Here is a 17,641-nt window from a genome sequence, read left to right as displayed (position 1 = left end):
GCAGTGCCCGAGAACCAGCCCACCAACCGGCTGACCAAGCTCCGGACCCGCCTGTCCCACGGGATGCTCGGCTTCGACGCCTGGCTGAATGACGGCCTCTACAACGGCGGCCGCTCGTTCGGCGAGGTGTACGGGCGGTTCGCGGAGCGGTTCCAGCGCCGCTTCCGGGTGCGGGGCGTCAAGCGCCTCGTCCTCGACCTCGCGAGCGAGGGCGTGACGCTCGGGCTCGTCGGCGGCGTGGCGATGCTGACGCTCGCCCAATCCGCCTTCAATCAGACCAGCGAGAACTGGCTCAAGGCGCCGGACCTCGCCGTGACCTTCCTCGACCGCTACGGGACCGAGGTCGGGCGGCGCGGCATCAAGCACGACGATTCGCTACGCATCGACGAGTTCCCCGACATTCTCGTCAAGGCGCTGATCTCGACCGAGGACCGGCGCTTCTACGAGCATTGGGGCATCGACCCGATCGGGACGCTGCGCGCCGTCACGGTGAATGCCCGCGGCGGCGGGCACGTCCAGGGCGGCTCCTCGCTCACCCAGCAGCTCGCCAAGAACCTCTTCCTGTCGAACGAGCGCTCCCTCGAGCGCAAGGTCAACGAGGCGTTCCTGGCCCTGTGGCTCGAATGCCACCTGACCAAGAACGAGATCCTGAAGCTCTACCTCGACCGGGCCTATATGGGCGGCGGCACCTTCGGTGCGGCGGCCGCGGCGGATTACTATTTCGGCAAGAACCTCAAGGATATCACCCTGCCGGAAGCCGCCATGCTGGCCGGCCTGTTCAAGGCGCCGACGAAGTACGCCCCCCACGTCAACCTGCCGGCGGCCCGTGCCCGCGCCGCGGACGTGCTGCACAACATGGTCGAGGCGGGCTACCTGACGGAGGGCCAGATCCAGTCGGCCCTGCGCAACCCGGCGACGCCCGTAACGCGCTCGCGCGACATCAGCGCCGACTACTACCTCGACTGGGCCTTCAACGAGATCAAGAAGCTCGTCGACGAGGGCAAGCTGAAGAAGGAGCGGGTGCTGGTGGTCAAGACCCCGCTCGACCTCGCGATCCAGAAGCGGGCCGACCAGGCGGTGGAGAACGTGCTGCGCCAGTTCGGCGACGCCTTCGACGTCGAGCAGGCGGCCCTCGTGACCATGGACCCCGACGGGGCGGTGCGGGCGATGGTCGGCGGGGCCGATTACGGCCAGAGCCAGTTCAACCGCGCCACCGACGCCCTGCGCCAGCCCGGCTCGTCGTTCAAGCCCTACGTCTACGCCGCGGCGCTCGCCACCGGGCAGTGGCGGCCCGAGAGCCGGGTCGTCGACCGGCCGGTCTGCATCGGCAACTGGTGCCCGGCGAATTACGGCCGCTCCTTCGCCGGCACCGTGCCGCTGTGGGTCGCGGTGGCGAAATCGATCAACACCATCCCGGTGCAGTTCTCGATCGCCATGGGCAAGCAGCTCGGCGAGACCCACGACGCCCGCGCGGCGAAGCTCGGCCGGGCCAAGATCATCGAGCTGTCCCACAAGATGGGCATCACCTCGAACCTGGTCGATTCGGTCTCGCTGCCGATCGGCTCGGCCGAGGTGACGGTGCTCGACCAGGCCGCCGGCTACTCGGTCTTCGCCAATGGCGGCAGGCGGGCCAAGCCCTACGCTGCGACCGAGATCCGTACCGGCGCCGGCGAGGTGATCTACCGCCACGACTCCAGCGAGGCGCCGCCCGAGCAGCTGCTCTCCACTCGGGTCGTCGCCGACATGAACTACATGCTCAACAAGGTCGTCGACGAGGGCACCGGCCGCAAGGCGGCGGTGGAGGGCGTGCGCACCGCCGGCAAGTCGGGTACCACCAATGCCTACCGGGACGCCTGGTTCGTCGGCTACACCGGCAACCTCGTGACCGCCGTCTGGTACGGCAACGACGACCATTCCTCGACCAAGAACCTGACCGGCGGCTCGCTGCCGGCGATCACCTTCCACGAGGTGATGGCCCCGGCCCACCAGGGCATCGAGATCAAGCCGATGCCGGGCTTCGAATCCGACAAGGCCGGCGCCCGCAGCGCTCAAGGTCCCGCCCCGACCACGCCGCCGCCCGGGGCTCCGGCCGGCGCCCTGTCGCGCCGCTCCTTCGAGGTGCTGGGTGGCCTCGGCCACCTGTTCCGCTCGGTGGAGAGCCCCTCGCCGGGGCGGGCGGCGTTCAACACGGTGGGCGAGGCTCGGCCGATATCACGGTGAGCCGGGCGCCCGGAGCATCATTTCCTCCTGAGATCCTGGGTTCCGACCGGATGCCACTGCCCCCTCATCCGGGCATGGGCCTCCAGGAGTTCGTGCAACGGGACCGCCGGTTGCTGCGGTAGCCGGTAGAACCGGTACCGCTCGTCGCCCAGCGGCAGCAGGTCGTGGGCTGGATACAAATCAGGATTGAACATGCCGTAGACGGGCAGAACGATACGTGTCGCGTCGGACAGCCAAGCGGCCAGCCAAGCGAACGTGCTGACCGACAGGATCACGTTCGCCGCCGAGCGGATGATGTAAAAATCCTCCAACAATCCTCGATGCGGCACGATCTCCGCGTGTGGAAACCGGTCCCGTAGCGCACGCATGTAGATGTTGTCGTCGGTCTGGCCCGTGAAGACCGGACGCCATCCCATCGCCTCGATCACGTCCGCATAGAAGTCGATCGGCACGATCGTGTATCCCGGATGCCGCGCATCGAGGATCTCGCCACCCCGAACCGGGCAGACCACCGCATCTCCATCGAAAACCGGACATTTGATGTCCGGACGCTGGAATATCAGTTTGGCCTCCGCGGCCGTTGGGAAATATTCGACGCGCTGACCATATCCGCGCCAGTTGAAGCGGTCGAATATTTTGTTGTCTGCCAGATACCGCACCCGGTTCAGATCAACGTGCTGCTCGTCGTCGAGAACGCAAACGGCGCTGGACGCCTCTCCATCGATGGCGGGATGCTCGATATTCCAATATGGCATCATGAAGTTTGATAAATGCAAATTCGGTATCAGTGATTTTAATTTCAGAGCCACCATATACTGCATCATCAGATTCGCGTAATGCGTGGGTATATCTTTATGAAAAACAGGACCCTCAATCATCCAAGCTCAATCCCTTGTGCTCCGCCACGCTCGTCCGAGAGACCGGCGCGACAGCTTTGGTGCGATCACCCTGCGCACCGGACAATTCAGGCGCCGGTCGGCCCGTAGTCTTTCACGCTGCAGGCGCTGACATGGTTTGCGAGGTGCGGGCTGGCGCGCGCTCGGTGACGTCTTCCATCAACGAACGGAACCTGATAACACCCGGTGCCGCGCACGCGATGTGCACTTGAGGATGATATATGAGAATTGTCGCCGCAACAAGAGTCCTCGACGAAGCTGATATCATTGAAGCGTTCGTAAGGCACACGGCGTCTTTTGTCTCGCATCACATCTTCATGGACAACGGCAGCAACGATGGCACGGTCGAAATCCTGCGGAAGCTTGCCGAGGAAGGGCTCGGGATAACCGTCTTCCAGAACAAGTCCGTTCACTACAACGAACTGTCATTCAATACTTTTTTGTATGAGCAGGCCGTCAAGACCCATTCGGCTGACTGGGTGCTGTTCGTCGATGCCGACGAGTTCCTGGACGACCGGAAGCTTCCCGCGGGATTGCGGGCCTACCTCGGCAGCCTGAGGCGTTTCTTTCGGGACCCGCACTGCGTCAAGATCCCGATGGTCAATTATGAATATACAAGACAAGACGACTACAACGAGATCGTCGTCCCGAAGCGGACCACGCACCGCAACGCGCCGACACAGAATTACAAGGTGATCGCCAGTGGGCGGATCCGCGGGAAAGCCGTTGCCATCGCGAACGGCTCGCACGACGTTCTGATCGACGGGACCGTGACCAACTCCTGTGTGATCGAGAACGATCTCTGGCTGGCTCATTTTTCCGAGAGGCACCCGCTCCAGATCGCCGCGAAGTTCCTCAAAGGATGGTCGAAAGTCCTGGCCGCGGGTTCGGACGTCATCAATTCCGGATCGAGCTATCACTACAAATCGCCGTACTACGCCCTCAAGGATCGTCCCGAGGATTTGCTGCGCAGCGAATGGTTCATGACACGGAAGAACGAGAGCCCCGACCTCGTCCACGACCCGATGAACTACAAAGGCGGCGACCTTCGCTATACTCAGCAGGTTGACCGGGACATGCAGGTGGTCAGAAGCCTGATCGGGTATATGCATGACCTGGCAGTCCAGCACGGCAAGCTGCTCGACCACGATCCGACCGCGAGAAGACTGGTCGACGAGTGGTCATCGACGCATGAGAAGATCATATGATCCGGCTCTTGGCGCAGGGTTCATGGTACCGATTTGACCGTTCGGGGCCTTGAATCAGGACTTTTTCCAGGGTCCGTTGGACTGCTGCGGACGGGCGCAGTCGCAGTCGACATCGAATGCGCCTCCGGACTTTTTTCCTGGTGCAATGACTTTGGAACCTACGAAGCAGCGCGAGCATGACCGGTGGCTCGGCCGCCTCCTCGAGGCGCGTCTGGCTCGCCATATCCGCAAACACCCCCTTTACCGCGCCTTGTCTGTCTTGGGAGACGGTCACGGCACGCCTTGGCCGCGACGGGTTCGCGACCGGCTCGCGCCCATTCTGAGCGCGGACGAGCGGCCGCCGGATGTCTCGACCGTCGTGGCGATCGCCAAGAATGAAGGCCGGTACATCACGGAATGGATTGCCTATCATCTCGCCATCGGCTTCGACCGCATCCTGATCTTCTCGAACGACAGCACCGACGACACGGATCGGGTCGTTTCGACAATTTCACGACGGGAACCACGGGTCTCGTTGATACCGTGGCCGTCCGTTCCGGATTCCTCGCCGCAAATCACGGCCTACAATCACGCCTTGAGCGTCGTCAAAACACCCTGGATCATTTTTCTGGACATCGATGAGTTTCTTCTGCCATTCGCCGATGGCAGCGTCCGGAAGTTCCTTGATCGTGTTCCGGACGATGTCGCAAGCGTTCACATCAACTGGCGGAATTTCGGCTCCGGGGGGCGGACGTCGTCGGATTACGACTTCGTAACCAAGACCTTCTTCCAGGGCGCCGAACTGCCCTGGAGCAATCACAGCCATTTCAAGACCTTCGCTCGGACACATCTCGCGACTGACGTCCAGATTCACGACATCGGAACGTCGGGGGGTCGCAAGGTACTGTCCGATCTCGAGGAATTTGAGATGTATGTTCGCGGTTACGGCGATCGCATCGTCCACGACACGATCCAGATCAACCATTATCAGTGCAAAACCTACGAGGAATTCGTTCGACGCATGAAGCGTGGCGACGCCAATTTTGCCGGCAGTGGGCCACGCGACCATTCGAGGGAGCGGTTCGACATCCTCGACAGGAACGAAGCCTCCGATTTCAAGATCCGCATGTTCGAAGCTGCCTTCGACGCTCAATATAAGCGCCTGACATCATGATCGATGTCGGGCAGCGGGCACTCGCCTGCGGGGCCTGACACTCGACACGGAGGTACTCAGGGCGCCACCCTTCGGCGGCCGCTGCGCGAAAAAACCCGTTCGACCCCGGCCCGACCTGGGATAGAGACGGGCCCACGATGCTGATCGAGAAAGCCGCCCTTCCGGCCTCCGGGCGCGTCACGTCCCTCAGGCCGAAACTTCCGCCCCGGCTCCTGCGGGGGGCGTTACGCCTGCGCCGGGTCGGAACCGTCGGGCTGGTGCTCTACGCCCTCGCGCTCGGTGCCGTGCTGGGTCTCGCCAGCGCCAACTGGGCGACGCGGGGGCGTTACCCGTTCGGGGGCGTCGTCCTCAACGCCTGGACGGCTTGGCCGAAGATCGGCTCGCGCGACGCCGACCCCTACGTGCGGGCGATCCATGCCCGTACCGGCGAGATCCCGCTGGCACTCGGGGAGGGCCTGCTCCTCACCGCGCTCACCGACGATGCCGGGCGCAGGCTCGATCCCTCCTGCCGCTACCGCATCGCCGGTGCCACGCCGCCGGCCCGGGCCTGGACTCTGACGGTGGAACGGCGCGGCCAGGCGAAGCACGCGGCGCAAGCCGGCGCCGTGCCGCCGCCGCGCACCGGCTTCACCTCCACGGAGGTGCTGCGCGACCGCGACGGCCGCTTTTCCGTGATCGTGAGCCCGACCGTGCAGCCGGGCAACTGGCTGCCGATGCCCGAGGGCGAGGGCTCGATCCGGCTGGTGCTGCGCCTCTACGACACGCCGGTGGCGGCGAGCACCGGGGTGCTCGAGCGCGAGGGCGTGCCCTCGATCACCCGGGAGGATTGCCCGTGACGCCGCTCGGCCGCTTCATCCTCGCCACCCTGTGCGGCCTCGTCCTGGCGGGCCTCGTGCACGTCGCGACGGTGCTGGCGATCCCCTACCTCGCCGCCGGCGACGCCATGGCGCGCGCGCGGGCGACGCTCGCCAACGACACCTCGGTGCTGGTCCACGCCGCCGAGGCCGGCGGGCCGGCGGAGCAGGCTCCGGCGCAGCCGGCAGAGGGCTGGCTGCCGCCGCAGGATCCTGCGGTGGCGGTGGGCGTCTGCGCCTACGACCTCGACGACGGCCCGGTGCGGATCACCGCCGAGACCGGCCCGCTCATCGAGACGATCGCGCTGCACGGACGCAGCGGCGCCTACTACGCCATCACCGACCAGGCGGCCGTGCGCGGCACCGTCGAGCTCGTGATCATGACCCGGCGCCAGTTCGACGAGGCGCTCGCCACCGCCGACGAGGACGAGCGCAACCGCGACATGCGCATCGTCGCGCCGAGCCGGCAGGGCTTCGTCAGCGTGCGGGTGCTGGCCGGCCTGCCGAGCCAGCAGGCCCAGGCCAACGAGGCCGCCCGCTCGGTCTCCTGCACCATCGACGGGCCGGACGAATAAGCCGTCCGCTCAACCCTTGCGCACCAGCACCACCTCGCCGGGCTCCGGGGGCACGAGGCCGCAGCGCATTCCGGCATCCGCCGGGAGCAGCGGATCGAGCAGGGTCCGGCGCGAATCCAGGAAGGCGAGGGCCCGCTCGGCTGCCACCGCCTCCGCCTCGGGGGCGGCCACCAGCAGGTGCTCGAGGGCGTAGCGGTAGGAGGCGGAGCGCGCCGCCGTCTCGCGTCGCACCCAGGCGATGAGGCAGCGGTTCTCGGCCACCCGCATCGCGGCGCTGCGCACGTCGCGGTCGTCGAGGGTGGTGATGAAGGGCAGGCTCTGCAGCCGCGTCAGGTCCGCCCGCACCACCCGCGCCGCCGTCTCGGCGAAGGCAGGGATGAGGCGCCCATCGGCCACGAGGTCGTCGGAGAGGCGCCGATAGCGCGAGACGACCGAGCGGAACGGCCCGGCGGTGATCGCCTCGAAATAGGCCGCGGGATCGGAGGGGCGCCAGCCTACCGGCAGCACCCGGGCGCGGGTGAGATTGTTGAGCGCGGCGTCGAAGACGCTGCGCTCCCGGGCCGGCATCAGGAAGCGCCAGGCGCGGTCGCGCAGGGCCCGCTCGTCCTCCGTGAAGGGAAACAGCGAGGCCGGCTCGCCCCGCTCATGTGCGGCGAAGGTGCCGGCGGCGTCGATCAGGCTGTTCCAGGCGGTGGGTGCCGGGCGGCCGAAATCGCCCTGCTGCACGCAGGCCGCCAGCAGCGGCGCGGCGAGAAGAATGCGGGCGAGCGGCGGGGCGCGGCGCGGCATCGGACGGCGTGGGGCCTCAGCGCCGGCAGCGCCGCTCGGGCGCGGGCAGGCCGGGCTCGGCGGGATCGGGCAGCCTCTCATAGCGCACTCCCGTGAACAGCAGAATCGTGCCGCGGACCGCGTCCGCCGACTGGGAATCGGCCGAACCGCCGGCGACCGTGTCCGGTCGCGCCGCCGGGCAGGCAACGGGGAACGGGATGATGTCCGCCGAGGGACGCCGCTGTAGGCCGACCATGTGTGCTCTCCCGCCTCCGTCACGTCCCTCCGGGACTGCCGCCCATCGCGACCTCACGAGCGGGACGAAACCACGCACATGGTTAATGGACTGTTTCCGAGGCGCCCCCGACCTGCCGCGTCCAAGGCGCCCGCCGGCCCGCGGCGTAAACCATCGGTGACCGGGCCGGCGCACGATCCCCGCTGTCCCCAGGCCGGGATCGGGTGGCTGCCCGCAGCCTTAAGCGTCGCTTTACGCAAGCCCTCGCATTCTCGGGATCGTCTCCAGTCCTGCGTACCCGATCGCCCATGGCCCGCTCCGCCGCCGACGCCCCGCCGGACCTCTCCGGCCTCCTCGACCTCGCGCGAGACCGGCGTCTCGACATGAAACCGGTCCTGCTGCGGGTGCAGACGGACCTGTTCCGCGCCGCGCCCGTGCGGGACGTCGCGACGATCCGGGCCTTCGAATCCCTGGCCTGCGGGCTGATCCCGACGGTCGATTCCGCCACCGCCGAGATCGTCGCCCAGAAGCTCGCGCCGCTCGCCGACACGCCCCAGAGCGTGCTGACGCTGCTGGCGGCCCATGGCGGCGGCGCCCGCGACGCGGTGCTGGCGCTCAGCCCGGTCCTGTCGACGGAGCTGCTCGACGCCGCCGGCAACGGGCCGGAGCTCGACGCCGTCATCGCCCTGCGGCACGACCTCGGCCGGGCGCTCGTCGACGAACTGAGCCAGCGCGACGAGCCGGATGTGGACCTGGCGCTCGCCCGCAACACGACGGCGCCGCTGGCCGGCCCTGCCCTGGAGCGGCTGGTGGAGCGGGCGCGTCGGCGGCCGGAGCTGGCTGCCCTGCTGCTCGCCCGCGACGACCTGCCGGCAGTCGACCTCGCGCCGCTCTACCTGCAAGCCAGCCGCGAGCGCCGGGCGGCGATCCGCGACGGCGTCGCTGCCCGCGCGGCCCTGCGGCCGCAGGGCCGGGCCGGCATGCGCGCCGCCGGCGCGGCGCTCACCGCCTTCGCCGCCCGCGGCGAGCCGGAGCGGTTCGAGGTGGCGCTCGGCGAGGCGCTCGGCATGCCGGGGGTGAGCTTCCGCGCCACCGAACCGGAACGGCGCGACCTCCTGGCCCTGGCCTTGCGCGCCGCCGACCTCGCCGAGGAGGAGGCGGTGTTCATCTTCCTGCGCCTCGATCCCTCGATCGCCCGTTCGGTCGAGGCGGTGTTCGGCCTGACCGAGCTGTTTCGCGCCATGGACGCCGCCACCGCCCGCGATCTCGTCGCCTCGATCCTTGGCGGCGAGCCGACCGCGCGCAGCGCCACCCCCGAGCAGCACCGCCCGGCCCACGGCCCGGCTTCGCCGCGCCTGCGCCCGGCCGCCGCACCGGCCCAGCGCCCGGCCCTGCCGGAGCGGACCCGCAAGGCCCGCTAGGGCCGCAGACGCGACCGTTTCCCCTTGTGGCGAAATGGTCTAGGCGTGGCGTCCCGGACGCCGCGCCGCCTCGCGGAGGCGTGATGTGCGACGGACAACGAGAAACGTCGCGGAGGACCTCGTGAGTGCCAGCCTGCCGGTCGCCCTGCCCGATATCGGCGACTTCAAGGACGTTCCGGTGGTCGAGATCCTGGTCAAGCCGGGGGACCGGATCGCCGTCGATGACCTCCTGATCAGCATCGAATCCGACAAGGCCACCATGGAGGTTCCCTCGCCGGTGGCGGGCGTGGTGGCGGAGATCCTGGTGGCACCGGGGATCCGGGTGTCGAAGGGAACGCCGATCCTGACGGTCGATACCTCCGGCGAGGGCGCCGCACCCCCGCCGGCTGCCGCACCGCAGCCCGCTCCCGAAGCCGCCCCGGTGGTGAATCCGACCCCGGCGGCGGTGGCCCCGGCGGCTGTGCCCCCCGCCGCGTCCGACACCCACGCCACGCCCTCCGTGCGCGCCTATGCGCGCGAGCTCGGCGTCGATCTCGCGGGGATCCCCGGCACCGGCCCGCAGGGGCGCATCCTGCGCGAGGACGTGCTGGCCTTCGTCCGCGGCCAGATGGCAGCACCGTCCCCCTCCCCCGCCGCGGTACCGGCGGCCAGCTCCTCGCCTACCCCAACCTCCGGGATCGGCGCCGGCCTGCCGGCTTGGCCGCAGGTCGATCACGGCAAGTTCGGCCCGGTGCGGCGGGACTCCCTGTCGCGCATCCAGCAGATCTCCGGCCAGGCGCTGACCCGCAACTGGCTGACGATCCCGCACGTCACCAATTTCGACCACGCCGACGTGACTGAGACCGAGGCCCTGCGCCGCGAGCTGAACGGTGCCGGCCGGCCAGGCAGCCACAAGGTCACGATGGTGGCGATCCTGATCAAGGCCGCCGCGGCGGCGCTCCGGGCCTATCCGCGCTTCAACGCGGCGCTCGACGGCGACGGCCTGATCCTGAAGGACTACGTCCATGTCGGTTTCGCGGTCGACACGCCGCGCGGCCTCCTGGTGCCGGTGGTGCGCGACTGCGACCGCAAGGGCCTCGTCGAGATCGCCCAGGAGATGGGGGAGCTGGCCGAGCAGGCCCGGTCCGGCACCCTGCCGCCCTCCGCCATGCAGGGCGGCGGCTTCTCGGTCTCGTCCCTCGGCGGCATCGGTGGCGACGGCTTCACGCCGATCATCAACGCGCCCGAGGTGGCGATCCTGGGGGCGGCGCGCTCGCGCATCGAGCCGGTCTGGGACGGCAGCACCTTCCAGCCCCGGCTGATCCTGCCCTTGAGCCTGTCCTGGGACCACCGGGCGGTGGACGGCGCCGCGGCGGCCCGCTTCCTCTCCCACCTCGCCGCGGTGCTGACCGACCTGCGCCGGGGGGCGCTGTGATCCGGATCCGGACCGCCGTCGATGCCGATCACCCGGCCCTGGCGCGGCTGTTCGAGGAGATGCAGGCCTATTACGGCGGGCTGTGCCCGCCTCGAGGAGAGATCGAGGCCGCGGTCGCCGGGCGCCCGGCGGGCACCGAGATCCTGGTGGCGGAGGACGGCGCGGATCTCGCCGGCTTCGCGGCCTTCTCGGCGATCTATCCCGGCCCGGGCCTGGCGGGTGGGCTGTTCCTGAAGGAGCTGTTCGTCGGCGCCGCACATCGCGGCACCGGCCACGGCCGCGCCCTGGTGCGGGCGGTGGCAGCGGAAGCGGTGGCGCGCGGCCTGAAGCGGGTCGACTGGACGGCGGATGCCGGGCAGCCCCGACTCCTGGCGTTCTATCGAGAACTCGGGGCGGCGCCGAAACCCGACAAGGTGTTCTTCCGGCTGGACGGGGAGGCGCTGGCGACGCTCGGTCGGCAGGAGTGACGCGATTTCAGATCGGATCTCGCCAGTAACAAGAAGTCGCGGGATCCTCTCTCCCGTGTGGGAGAGGGTTAGGGGGTGAGGGTGCTACGGTTCTGAGTCGAGCTCAGGCCTCTCCGCCGTCAGCACAACGGTTGGCGCTTTACACGGAGGCGTGTCACCCGCACCCCCCAGCCCCCTCCCACACGGAGGAGGAGAGGTGCGCTTGACTTCGAAATGCCGGCGGGAGCCATACCGCGTCATTGCCAGCATCCCACCCCGGGTCTAAGCTCCTCCCATGGACGAGAGCGACGCCCTCCTCGCCGCACTCCACCGGGCCGCCGAGCCCGAGGCCGCCCGGGCGGTGGAGCACCTGCTCCGGCACGGCTCCGACGCGGATCTGGCGCGGATCAACGCCGTACACCTCGCCGCGCAAGCCGGCCTCGACGACGAGCCGGTGATCGCCGCGCTCCTGCACGGCGCACGGCTCGGCCTGGTCGAGATGGCCTGGAACGTGCTGTGCCCGAGCTGCGGCGGCGTGATCGAGGCGCCGGCGAGCCTGCGCGGCGTGCGGCCGTCGGGCTATCACTGCGCCTTCTGCGCCCTCGACAGCGAGCCGGTCCTCGACGACACGGTCGAGGTGACGTTCATGGTGAGCCCCCGGATCCGGCGCATCGCCGCACACGATCCCGACGGGCTCGGCTTCTGGGACTACCAGCGCCAGGTCTTCTTCGGCTCCGGCCTCGCCTTCCCGGAGCCGGCGGACCTCGCGGCGCTGGCGCAGCGGGCCCTCGTCGAAACGGTGGAGCTGCGCGCCGGCGAGCGGATGATCCTGGCGTTGCAGCTCGGGCCCGAGCCGCTGATCGTGCTCGATCCCGTCACCCACGCCGCCCACAACCTCACGGTCGAGGGCGAGCCGACGCAGGAGCGCCAGGACCTCGCCCTGGTCTTCGACACGGCGCGGGCGAGCGCCGGGCACAGCACGTTCCGCCCGGGCCCCCTGCGCCTCTCCCTCGACAACCGGACCAACGGGCGGGTGCTGCCGGCGGTCTTCCGGATCGGGCCGGATCTCGAGGCGCTGCTCGGCGGGCGGCGGCCCTTCCTCACCGCCAAGCGCCTTCTCAGCAACCAGACCTTTCGCGATCTCTACCGCACCGACACGCTCGACATCGATCAGCGGCTCAAGATCCTGAGCCTGACCTTCCTGTTCACCGACCTGAAGGGCTCGACCGAGCTCTACGCCCGGGTCGGCGACCTCGTCGCCTACGACCTGGTGCGGGCGCATTTCAGGATCCTGCACGAGATCGTCGCCGCCGAGGGCGGGGCGGTGGTCAAGACGATCGGCGACGCCGTGATGGCGACCTTCCCGGCGCCGCACCGGGCGGTGGCGGCGGCGCTCCGCATGCGGGCGGCGATGCAAGGACTGAACGCCGAGCGCGGGGCCGGCGACCTCGTGCTCAAGATCGGGCTGCACGAGGGGCCCTGCCTGGCGGTGAGCCTCAACGACCGCCAGGACTATTTCGGGCAGACCGTGAACGTGGCGGCGCGGGTGCAGCAGCTCGCGAGTAGCGGCGGCATCTTCGCCACCGACGCGGTCCTGCGCTACGCGGAGGCCGCACGCCACCTCGCCGAGAACGGGGTCTCGTCCCGGGCCGAGCTGCGGTCCCTGCGCGGCATCGGCGAGCCGGTGCCGGTTCACGAATTCATCTGAGATCCGGCGGGACGCCCTGGTCGACGAGGCCGAGGCGCGGCACCACCGTGCCAGGGCCTAGGATCGCGCCCGGGGCCACCACGGCGTTGGCGCCGAGCCGGGCGCCGTCCCCGACGAGGGCGCCGAACTTGGGACAACCCGTGTCGATCAGCGCGTCGCCGTGCCGGAACGCCACCGTGGCGCCCGGCCATTCGTTGCGGTGATTGGCGATGACGGCCCCGGCCTCGAGGTTCACGCCCCGGCCGATCACGCTCTCGCCGACGAAGTTGAAATGGGCGAGCGCCGTGCCGGCGAACAGGAACGAGGCCTTCAGCTCCGACCCCGGCCCGACCGTGCAGGCCTCATCCAGCCAGGCGCCGCCCCTCAAGGTGGCACCGTGGCCGATGAAGCAATGCGGCCCGACGATGAGCGGGCCCTTGAGCACCGCGCCGGGCTCGACCTTGGCGCTGCGATGCACCGCCACCGCCTCGGCGATGACAAAGTCCTCGCCGAGGCGGGCGAGGAGCCGGCGGACGATGTCCCCCGCCGCCTGGGTGAGCGCCCAGGGCGGCTCGCTCGCGAGATCGGCGAGGGCCGAGGCGGGGAAAGCCCGGATGTGACGGACGAGCAGGCTCACGACCGTCACGCGGTCCCTTCCGCTCAGTCGCAGACGCGCACCCGGCGGATGTAGACGTCGCCGAATTCGTCAACCATCCGGCGGCGGACGGTGTAGCAGTCCGGTCCGTAGGCCGGGGCGTAGCCGTAGGCGGGCCCACCATAGACCGGCGTGTAGCCGTAGGCCGGAGCAGGGGCATAGCCGTAGGCCGGGCGCGCGCCGGCGGCGATCGCGCTGCCGAGGGCGAGGCCGCCGACCGCGCCAAGCGCGAAGGCCGGCCCGGCCCGCCAGCGCGCCTCGGCCGGAGCGGCGCCGGCCAGGGTCACGCTCGCCAAGGTCGCCGCGGCCACGCAGACGGATGCGATGCGCTTCATGGCAGATCCCCATGACGTAAAGGTGGAACGAGACTTCGCGAGCACCGGAACCGGCATCGTGATCCGTCCGTGCTCGATGGTTCAGGTATCGCACCGTCACGCTGAATGGCGGCTGAAGCGTGGCCGCAGGATTCCTTCAGGGTGACTCACGTCGCGTCGGCGGCGGGCTTCACCTGGACGATGCGGTGGCCCGAGACCTCGGCGCCGGCCTCCGGGGCGAGGCGGCGGAACGACAGGGTCGACAGCCCGGAGACGATCGCCACCGCCAGGAAGGCGGGCCAGAAATCCTCCGCCCGGATCTCGGTGCGGCCGTGCCACTCGGCGGCGCTCTGGAGCGCGAAGGCGCCGAAGGCGACCCCGATGCTCAAGGAGAGCTGCTGCGCCACGCTGGCGAGGCTCGTCGCCGCGCTCATGTCGCGCGGGTCGACGTCGGCATAGGCGATGGCGTTGACGGCGGTGAATTGCAGCGAGCGGAAGCAGCCGCCGATCAGCAGCACCGCGATGATGAGGGCGTGCGGCGTGCCCGCCGTGAACAGGCCGTTGACGGCGAGTAGGGCCGCCGCGACCACCGCGTTGAGGGTCAGCACCGCCCGGAAGCCGAAGGCGCGCAGGATGCGGGCGGCGATGGTCTTCATGAACAGCGCGCCGGCGGCGGCCGCGAAGGTGATGAGGCCCGAATGCAGCGGGTCGAGCCCGAAGCCGAGCTGCAGCATCAGGGGGAGCAGGAAGGGGATCGCCCCGGTGCCGATGCGAAACAGGCTGCCGCCGAGCACCGCCGCCCGGAAGGTCGGATAGCGCAGGAGGTCGAGGCGGATCACCGGATGCGCGATCCGGCCGCTATGGGCGAGGTAGAGCCCGCACAGCACGATGCCGGCGCCGGTGCAGGCCCAGGACACGGCCTCCGGCAGCAAGTGGCGCCCGCTCGAGGCGAGGCCAAGCATCAGGCTCGCGAGCCCGACGCCTGAGAGGACGAAGCCGACGAGGTCGAGGGGCGGGCGCGCCTCCTCCTTGATGTCCTGGAAGTATCGGGTGGCGAGCAGGATGCCGGCGAGCCCGATTGGCAGGTTGATGAAGAAGATCCAGCGCCAGTGCAGAGCCGTGGTGATGAGTCCGCCGAGCGGCGGGCCGATCACCGGGCCGACGAGGGCCGGGATGGTGAGGGTGGCGAGCGCCTGGACCAGTTCGCCCTTCGGCACGCTGCGCAGGAGGACGAGTCGCCCGACCGGCACCATCATCGCCCCGCCCATCCCCTGCAGGAAGCGGGCGGCGACGAACCAGCCGAGGGAATTGGCCGCCGCGCAGGCGAGCGACCCGGCCATGAACACCGCGAGCGCCCAGCGGAACACCGTGCGGGCGCCGTAGCGGTCGGCAGCCCAGCCGCTGATCGGGATGAAGATCGCCAGGCTGACCAGGTAGGAGGTCAGGGCCAGCTTCAGGGCGATCGGGTCCTCGCCCATATCCGCGGCGATCGCCGGCAGCGACGTCGCGAGCACGGTCGAGTCCGTGTTCTCCATGAACAGGGCCGTCGCGACGACGAGGGGGACGATCCGGGCTTGGCGCATGGCGCCGTATCTAGCGCCCGGGCAGCATACCGGAAGCGCGAATCGGCGGGGGCTCGCCCGCGCGGGGCGCGGGGATGTGCTGATTCGCGGGTGATTTTACCCGGGTGTTATTGACCGGGTATTTTATCCGGGTAAAAGGCTTGTCATCCATCGAGCCCGGAACTCCACCATGGACGAACCCTTCACCTGCACCGCCTTCGAGGGCGGACGGCGCCTGGCCGCCGGCCCGGCCGCCGCCGTGGCCCTGGCCGTCAAGCGCGCGGCCGAGCGCGGCATCAGCCCGCTCGTCTTCGATGACCGCTCCGGCCGGCAGATCGACTTCGACCTGCGCGGCAGCGACGCCGAGGTGACGGCGCGGCTGGATCCGCCCGCCCGCCCGGCGGGACGCCCGAAGCTCGGGGTCGTGGCCCGTGAGGTCACCCTGCTGCCGCGGCACTGGGACTGGCTCGCCGCGCAGCCCGGCGGCGCCTCGGTCGCGCTGCGCAAGCTCGTCGAGGCGGCGCGCAGCGCCGACTCGGGCGGAGAGCGGCGGCGCCTGGCCCAGGAAGCGGCTGATCGCTTCATGGGGGCGATGCTCGGCGACGCCCCCGGCTACGAAGAGGCGTCTCGCGCCCTCTATGCGGGCGATGCGGACCGCTTCCAGACCTTGAGCGAGGATTGGCCGGTGGATCTGCGCGACCACGCACGCCGTCTGGCCGGCCCGGCCTTTGAGGGCGAGACGGCGTAGACATCGTCCGCGGGCCGGAGCAGGCCCGCTTCTCCGAGCCTGTCTCGGAGGAGCGGGCCCGCCTCAGCGCCTCACTCGGCCGCCACCCGCACCGGGAGGTCGGCCGCCGCGCGCCGGGGCGTGGAGACCTCCGCCACCGGCAGGGCTGCCTCGTCGGTGAGCGGCACGAAGCGCGTCCCGTCATAGGCGTGGAGCGTGCCGGTCTCGATCTCGAAGAACCAGCCGTGCAGCGAGAGCCCGCCCCTGGCGAGGGCCGCCGCCACGCTCGGATGGGTGCGCAGATGGGCGAGCTGCACCACCACGTTCTCGAGGGCCAGCGCCCGCAGGCGGTCCTTCGGGTCGATGTCGTCCGGATAAGCCTCGCAGACGATGCGGTCGGCGGCGTGGCTGTGGCGCAGCCAGGCGGCGACGTTCGGCATGTCCTTCAGCGCGCCTGGCTGCATCAGCCCCTTCATCGCGCCGCAATCCGAGTGGCCGCAGACCACGACGTCGCGCACGCCGAGCGCCACCACCGCGTATTCGATCGCCGAGGAGACGCCGCCATTCATCTGCGAGAAGGGCGGCACGATGTTGCCGGCGTTGCGGCAGACGAACAGCTCGCCCGGACCGGCCTGAGTGATGTGCTCGGGCGAAACGCGGGAATCGGCGCAGGCGATGATCAGGGCCTTCGGCTGCTGCCCGTCGCGCACGAGGCGCTCGTACATCCGCTGCTGCCCAGGAAAGACGCTGCCGCGGAAGGTGGAGATGCCCTGGATGATGCTGCTGTCCACGAGGGGTCCTATCTTGGAAGATGACACGAAATTTTGTTGATCACGCGCTTTCCCCTCCCACTTGTGGCTGCTGCCTCGTGGGGAGGAGAGGTGCTTCGTTTACCGGCCGACGGCCCAGCGGCCTCCGCGCTCGACGCCGTTGCCGCGCTCCGCGACCATCGGCCGACCCTGGATCTGGCCGGCGCCTTCCCGCTGCGACACCCGCGAACGGGAGTCGTGGTAGGGGCTGGCGATGTCGCTTCTCATGAACCCGCCGCCGGCGGCCTGGCGGCTGCCCTCGCCGCCTCCGGCCTGCGCGGCGACCGGCGGGGCGAGGGCGGCGGCCAGAACGGTCGCGACCACGGTCGTTGTCGTGACGTCATTCTCTCCCGATCTATTGTATTGGCAGACCGTAAATTGTCTTGCCGAGCGATAAAATGAGATTGTCAGAAATATCATTTTCGCGATGTGCGAACACGCACCCGTACGGAACTCGAAATATAATCCCACGAACAATGCGACCGGGTGCGGTTTCGCACGTCCGTGCTGGACGAGGGCACTCCGACCGATGGATGAACCGGCAAGCGAGGACGTCCGCGCGCCCGGCTTGACCGCTCCGGCCCCCGCGGCCCATACCTCGCGCAACATCGAGGAGGCCCATGGTCACCATCGCGAGACGGCCCCCGGGCCTGCCCCCGCGCACCGGACCGGCGCTGCCCCCGGGCGCCCCCTCCCC

18 protein-coding genes are annotated in these 17,641 nt (G+C 69.5%); 10 read left to right on the top strand and 8 right to left on the bottom strand.

Annotated elements, in window-relative coordinates; translation table 11 throughout:
• Positions 1–63: 63 nt before the first annotated feature.
• Positions 64–2,220 (top strand): transglycosylase domain-containing protein, encoded by a 2,157-nt coding sequence (locus tag MFF64_RS25775; protein WP_238192769.1) that lies wholly within the window; start codon positions 64–66, stop codon positions 2,218–2,220.
• A gap of 17 nt (positions 2,221–2,237) precedes the next feature.
• Here the strand turns inward: MFF64_RS25775 and MFF64_RS25770 are convergent, their stop codons facing one another.
• Complete coding sequence (locus MFF64_RS25770; protein WP_238192761.1) at positions 2,238–3,098, bottom strand: O-fucosyltransferase family protein; 861 nt, start codon at positions 3,096–3,098, stop codon at positions 2,238–2,240.
• Positions 3,099–3,337: 239 nt separating this feature from the next.
• Here MFF64_RS25770 and MFF64_RS25765 point away from each other — a divergent pair, with 239 nt between their 5' ends.
• The 4 genes from MFF64_RS25765 to MFF64_RS25750 all read left to right on the top strand — a co-directional run bounded on the left by MFF64_RS25765 (position 3,338) and on the right by MFF64_RS25750 (position 6,906).
• Entirely contained in the window at positions 3,338–4,324 is a 987-nt protein-coding gene (locus MFF64_RS25765) for a glycosyltransferase family 2 protein (RefSeq protein ID WP_238192760.1), read from the top strand.
• A 49-nt stretch (positions 4,325–4,373) separates the two neighbouring features.
• Entirely contained in the window at positions 4,374–5,477 is a 1,104-nt protein-coding gene (locus tag MFF64_RS25760) for a glycosyltransferase family 2 protein (RefSeq protein ID WP_238192759.1), read from the top strand.
• A 137-nt stretch (positions 5,478–5,614) separates the two neighbouring features.
• Complete coding sequence (locus tag MFF64_RS25755; protein WP_238192758.1) at positions 5,615–6,313, top strand: DUF1214 domain-containing protein; 699 nt, start codon at positions 5,615–5,617, stop codon at positions 6,311–6,313.
• Positions 6,310–6,906 (top strand): DUF1254 domain-containing protein, encoded by a 597-nt coding sequence (locus MFF64_RS25750; RefSeq protein WP_238192757.1) that lies wholly within the window; start codon positions 6,310–6,312, stop codon positions 6,904–6,906. Before MFF64_RS25755 ends, MFF64_RS25750 begins: the two co-directional genes overlap by 4 nt.
• A gap of 9 nt (positions 6,907–6,915) precedes the next feature.
• On the opposite strand, the gene MFF64_RS25745 is transcribed toward MFF64_RS25750, so the two are convergent.
• Together MFF64_RS25745 and MFF64_RS25740 are read right to left on the bottom strand one after the other, a co-directional pair.
• On the bottom strand, positions 6,916–7,695 hold the full coding sequence (locus MFF64_RS25745) for a hypothetical protein (RefSeq protein ID WP_099901615.1): 780 nt from the start codon (positions 7,693–7,695) through the stop codon (positions 6,916–6,918).
• A 16-nt stretch (positions 7,696–7,711) separates the two neighbouring features.
• Positions 7,712–7,930, bottom strand: coding sequence for a hypothetical protein (locus tag MFF64_RS25740; protein WP_099901617.1), 219 nt, complete (start codon positions 7,928–7,930; stop codon positions 7,712–7,714).
• Positions 7,931–8,217: 287 nt separating this feature from the next.
• Here MFF64_RS25740 and MFF64_RS25735 point away from each other — a divergent pair, with 287 nt between their 5' ends.
• From MFF64_RS25735 to MFF64_RS25720, 4 genes are all read left to right on the top strand, one after another.
• A complete protein-coding gene (locus tag MFF64_RS25735; protein ID WP_238192756.1) occupies positions 8,218–9,330 on the top strand; it encodes a DUF2336 domain-containing protein in 1,113 nt (370 codons plus the stop codon).
• Positions 9,331–9,451: 121 nt separating this feature from the next.
• Complete coding sequence (locus tag MFF64_RS25730) at positions 9,452–10,744, top strand: 2-oxo acid dehydrogenase subunit E2 (protein WP_099904021.1); 1,293 nt, start codon at positions 9,452–9,454, stop codon at positions 10,742–10,744.
• A gap of 59 nt (positions 10,745–10,803) precedes the next feature.
• On the top strand, positions 10,804–11,211 hold the full coding sequence (locus tag MFF64_RS25725) for a GNAT family N-acetyltransferase (RefSeq protein WP_099904025.1): 408 nt from the start codon (positions 10,804–10,806) through the stop codon (positions 11,209–11,211).
• Positions 11,212–11,485: 274 nt separating this feature from the next.
• Positions 11,486–12,898, top strand: a complete 1,413-nt coding sequence (locus tag MFF64_RS25720; RefSeq protein ID WP_238192755.1) for an adenylate/guanylate cyclase domain-containing protein — start codon at positions 11,486–11,488, stop codon at positions 12,896–12,898.
• Here the strand turns inward: MFF64_RS25720 and MFF64_RS25715 are convergent.
• The 3 genes from MFF64_RS25715 to MFF64_RS25705 form a co-directional block, all read right to left on the bottom strand.
• Entirely contained in the window at positions 12,891–13,523 is a 633-nt protein-coding gene (locus tag MFF64_RS25715) for a DapH/DapD/GlmU-related protein (RefSeq protein WP_099903891.1), read from the bottom strand. The genes MFF64_RS25720 and MFF64_RS25715 overlap by 8 nt on opposite strands.
• A gap of 14 nt (positions 13,524–13,537) precedes the next feature.
• Positions 13,538–13,867 (bottom strand): hypothetical protein, encoded by a 330-nt coding sequence (locus tag MFF64_RS25710; protein WP_099903893.1) that lies wholly within the window; start codon positions 13,865–13,867, stop codon positions 13,538–13,540.
• Between the two features lie 146 nt (positions 13,868–14,013).
• Positions 14,014–15,429, bottom strand: coding sequence for a DHA2 family efflux MFS transporter permease subunit (locus tag MFF64_RS25705; protein ID WP_099903895.1), 1,416 nt, complete (start codon positions 15,427–15,429; stop codon positions 14,014–14,016).
• A 169-nt stretch (positions 15,430–15,598) separates the two neighbouring features.
• Between MFF64_RS25705 and MFF64_RS25700 the strand changes: the two genes are divergently transcribed.
• Positions 15,599–16,156, top strand: coding sequence for a DUF2239 family protein (locus MFF64_RS25700; RefSeq protein ID WP_099903897.1), 558 nt, complete (start codon positions 15,599–15,601; stop codon positions 16,154–16,156).
• A gap of 71 nt (positions 16,157–16,227) precedes the next feature.
• Here MFF64_RS25700 and MFF64_RS25695 read toward each other — a convergent pair whose 3' ends face one another.
• Complete coding sequence (locus tag MFF64_RS25695) at positions 16,228–16,926, bottom strand: carbonic anhydrase (protein ID WP_238192754.1); 699 nt, start codon at positions 16,924–16,926, stop codon at positions 16,228–16,230.
• 99 nt (positions 16,927–17,025) lie between these two features.
• On the bottom strand, positions 17,026–17,268 hold the full coding sequence (locus MFF64_RS25690) for a hypothetical protein (protein WP_099904998.1): 243 nt from the start codon (positions 17,266–17,268) through the stop codon (positions 17,026–17,028).
• Positions 17,269–17,641 lie beyond the last annotated feature (373 nt).

Origin of the sequence: Methylobacterium frigidaeris (assembly GCF_022179185.1) — a bacterium.
GTDB lineage: Bacteria > Pseudomonadota > Alphaproteobacteria > Rhizobiales > Beijerinckiaceae > Methylobacterium > Methylobacterium frigidaeris.
This window is presented reverse-complemented; position numbering and strand designations above follow the sequence as displayed.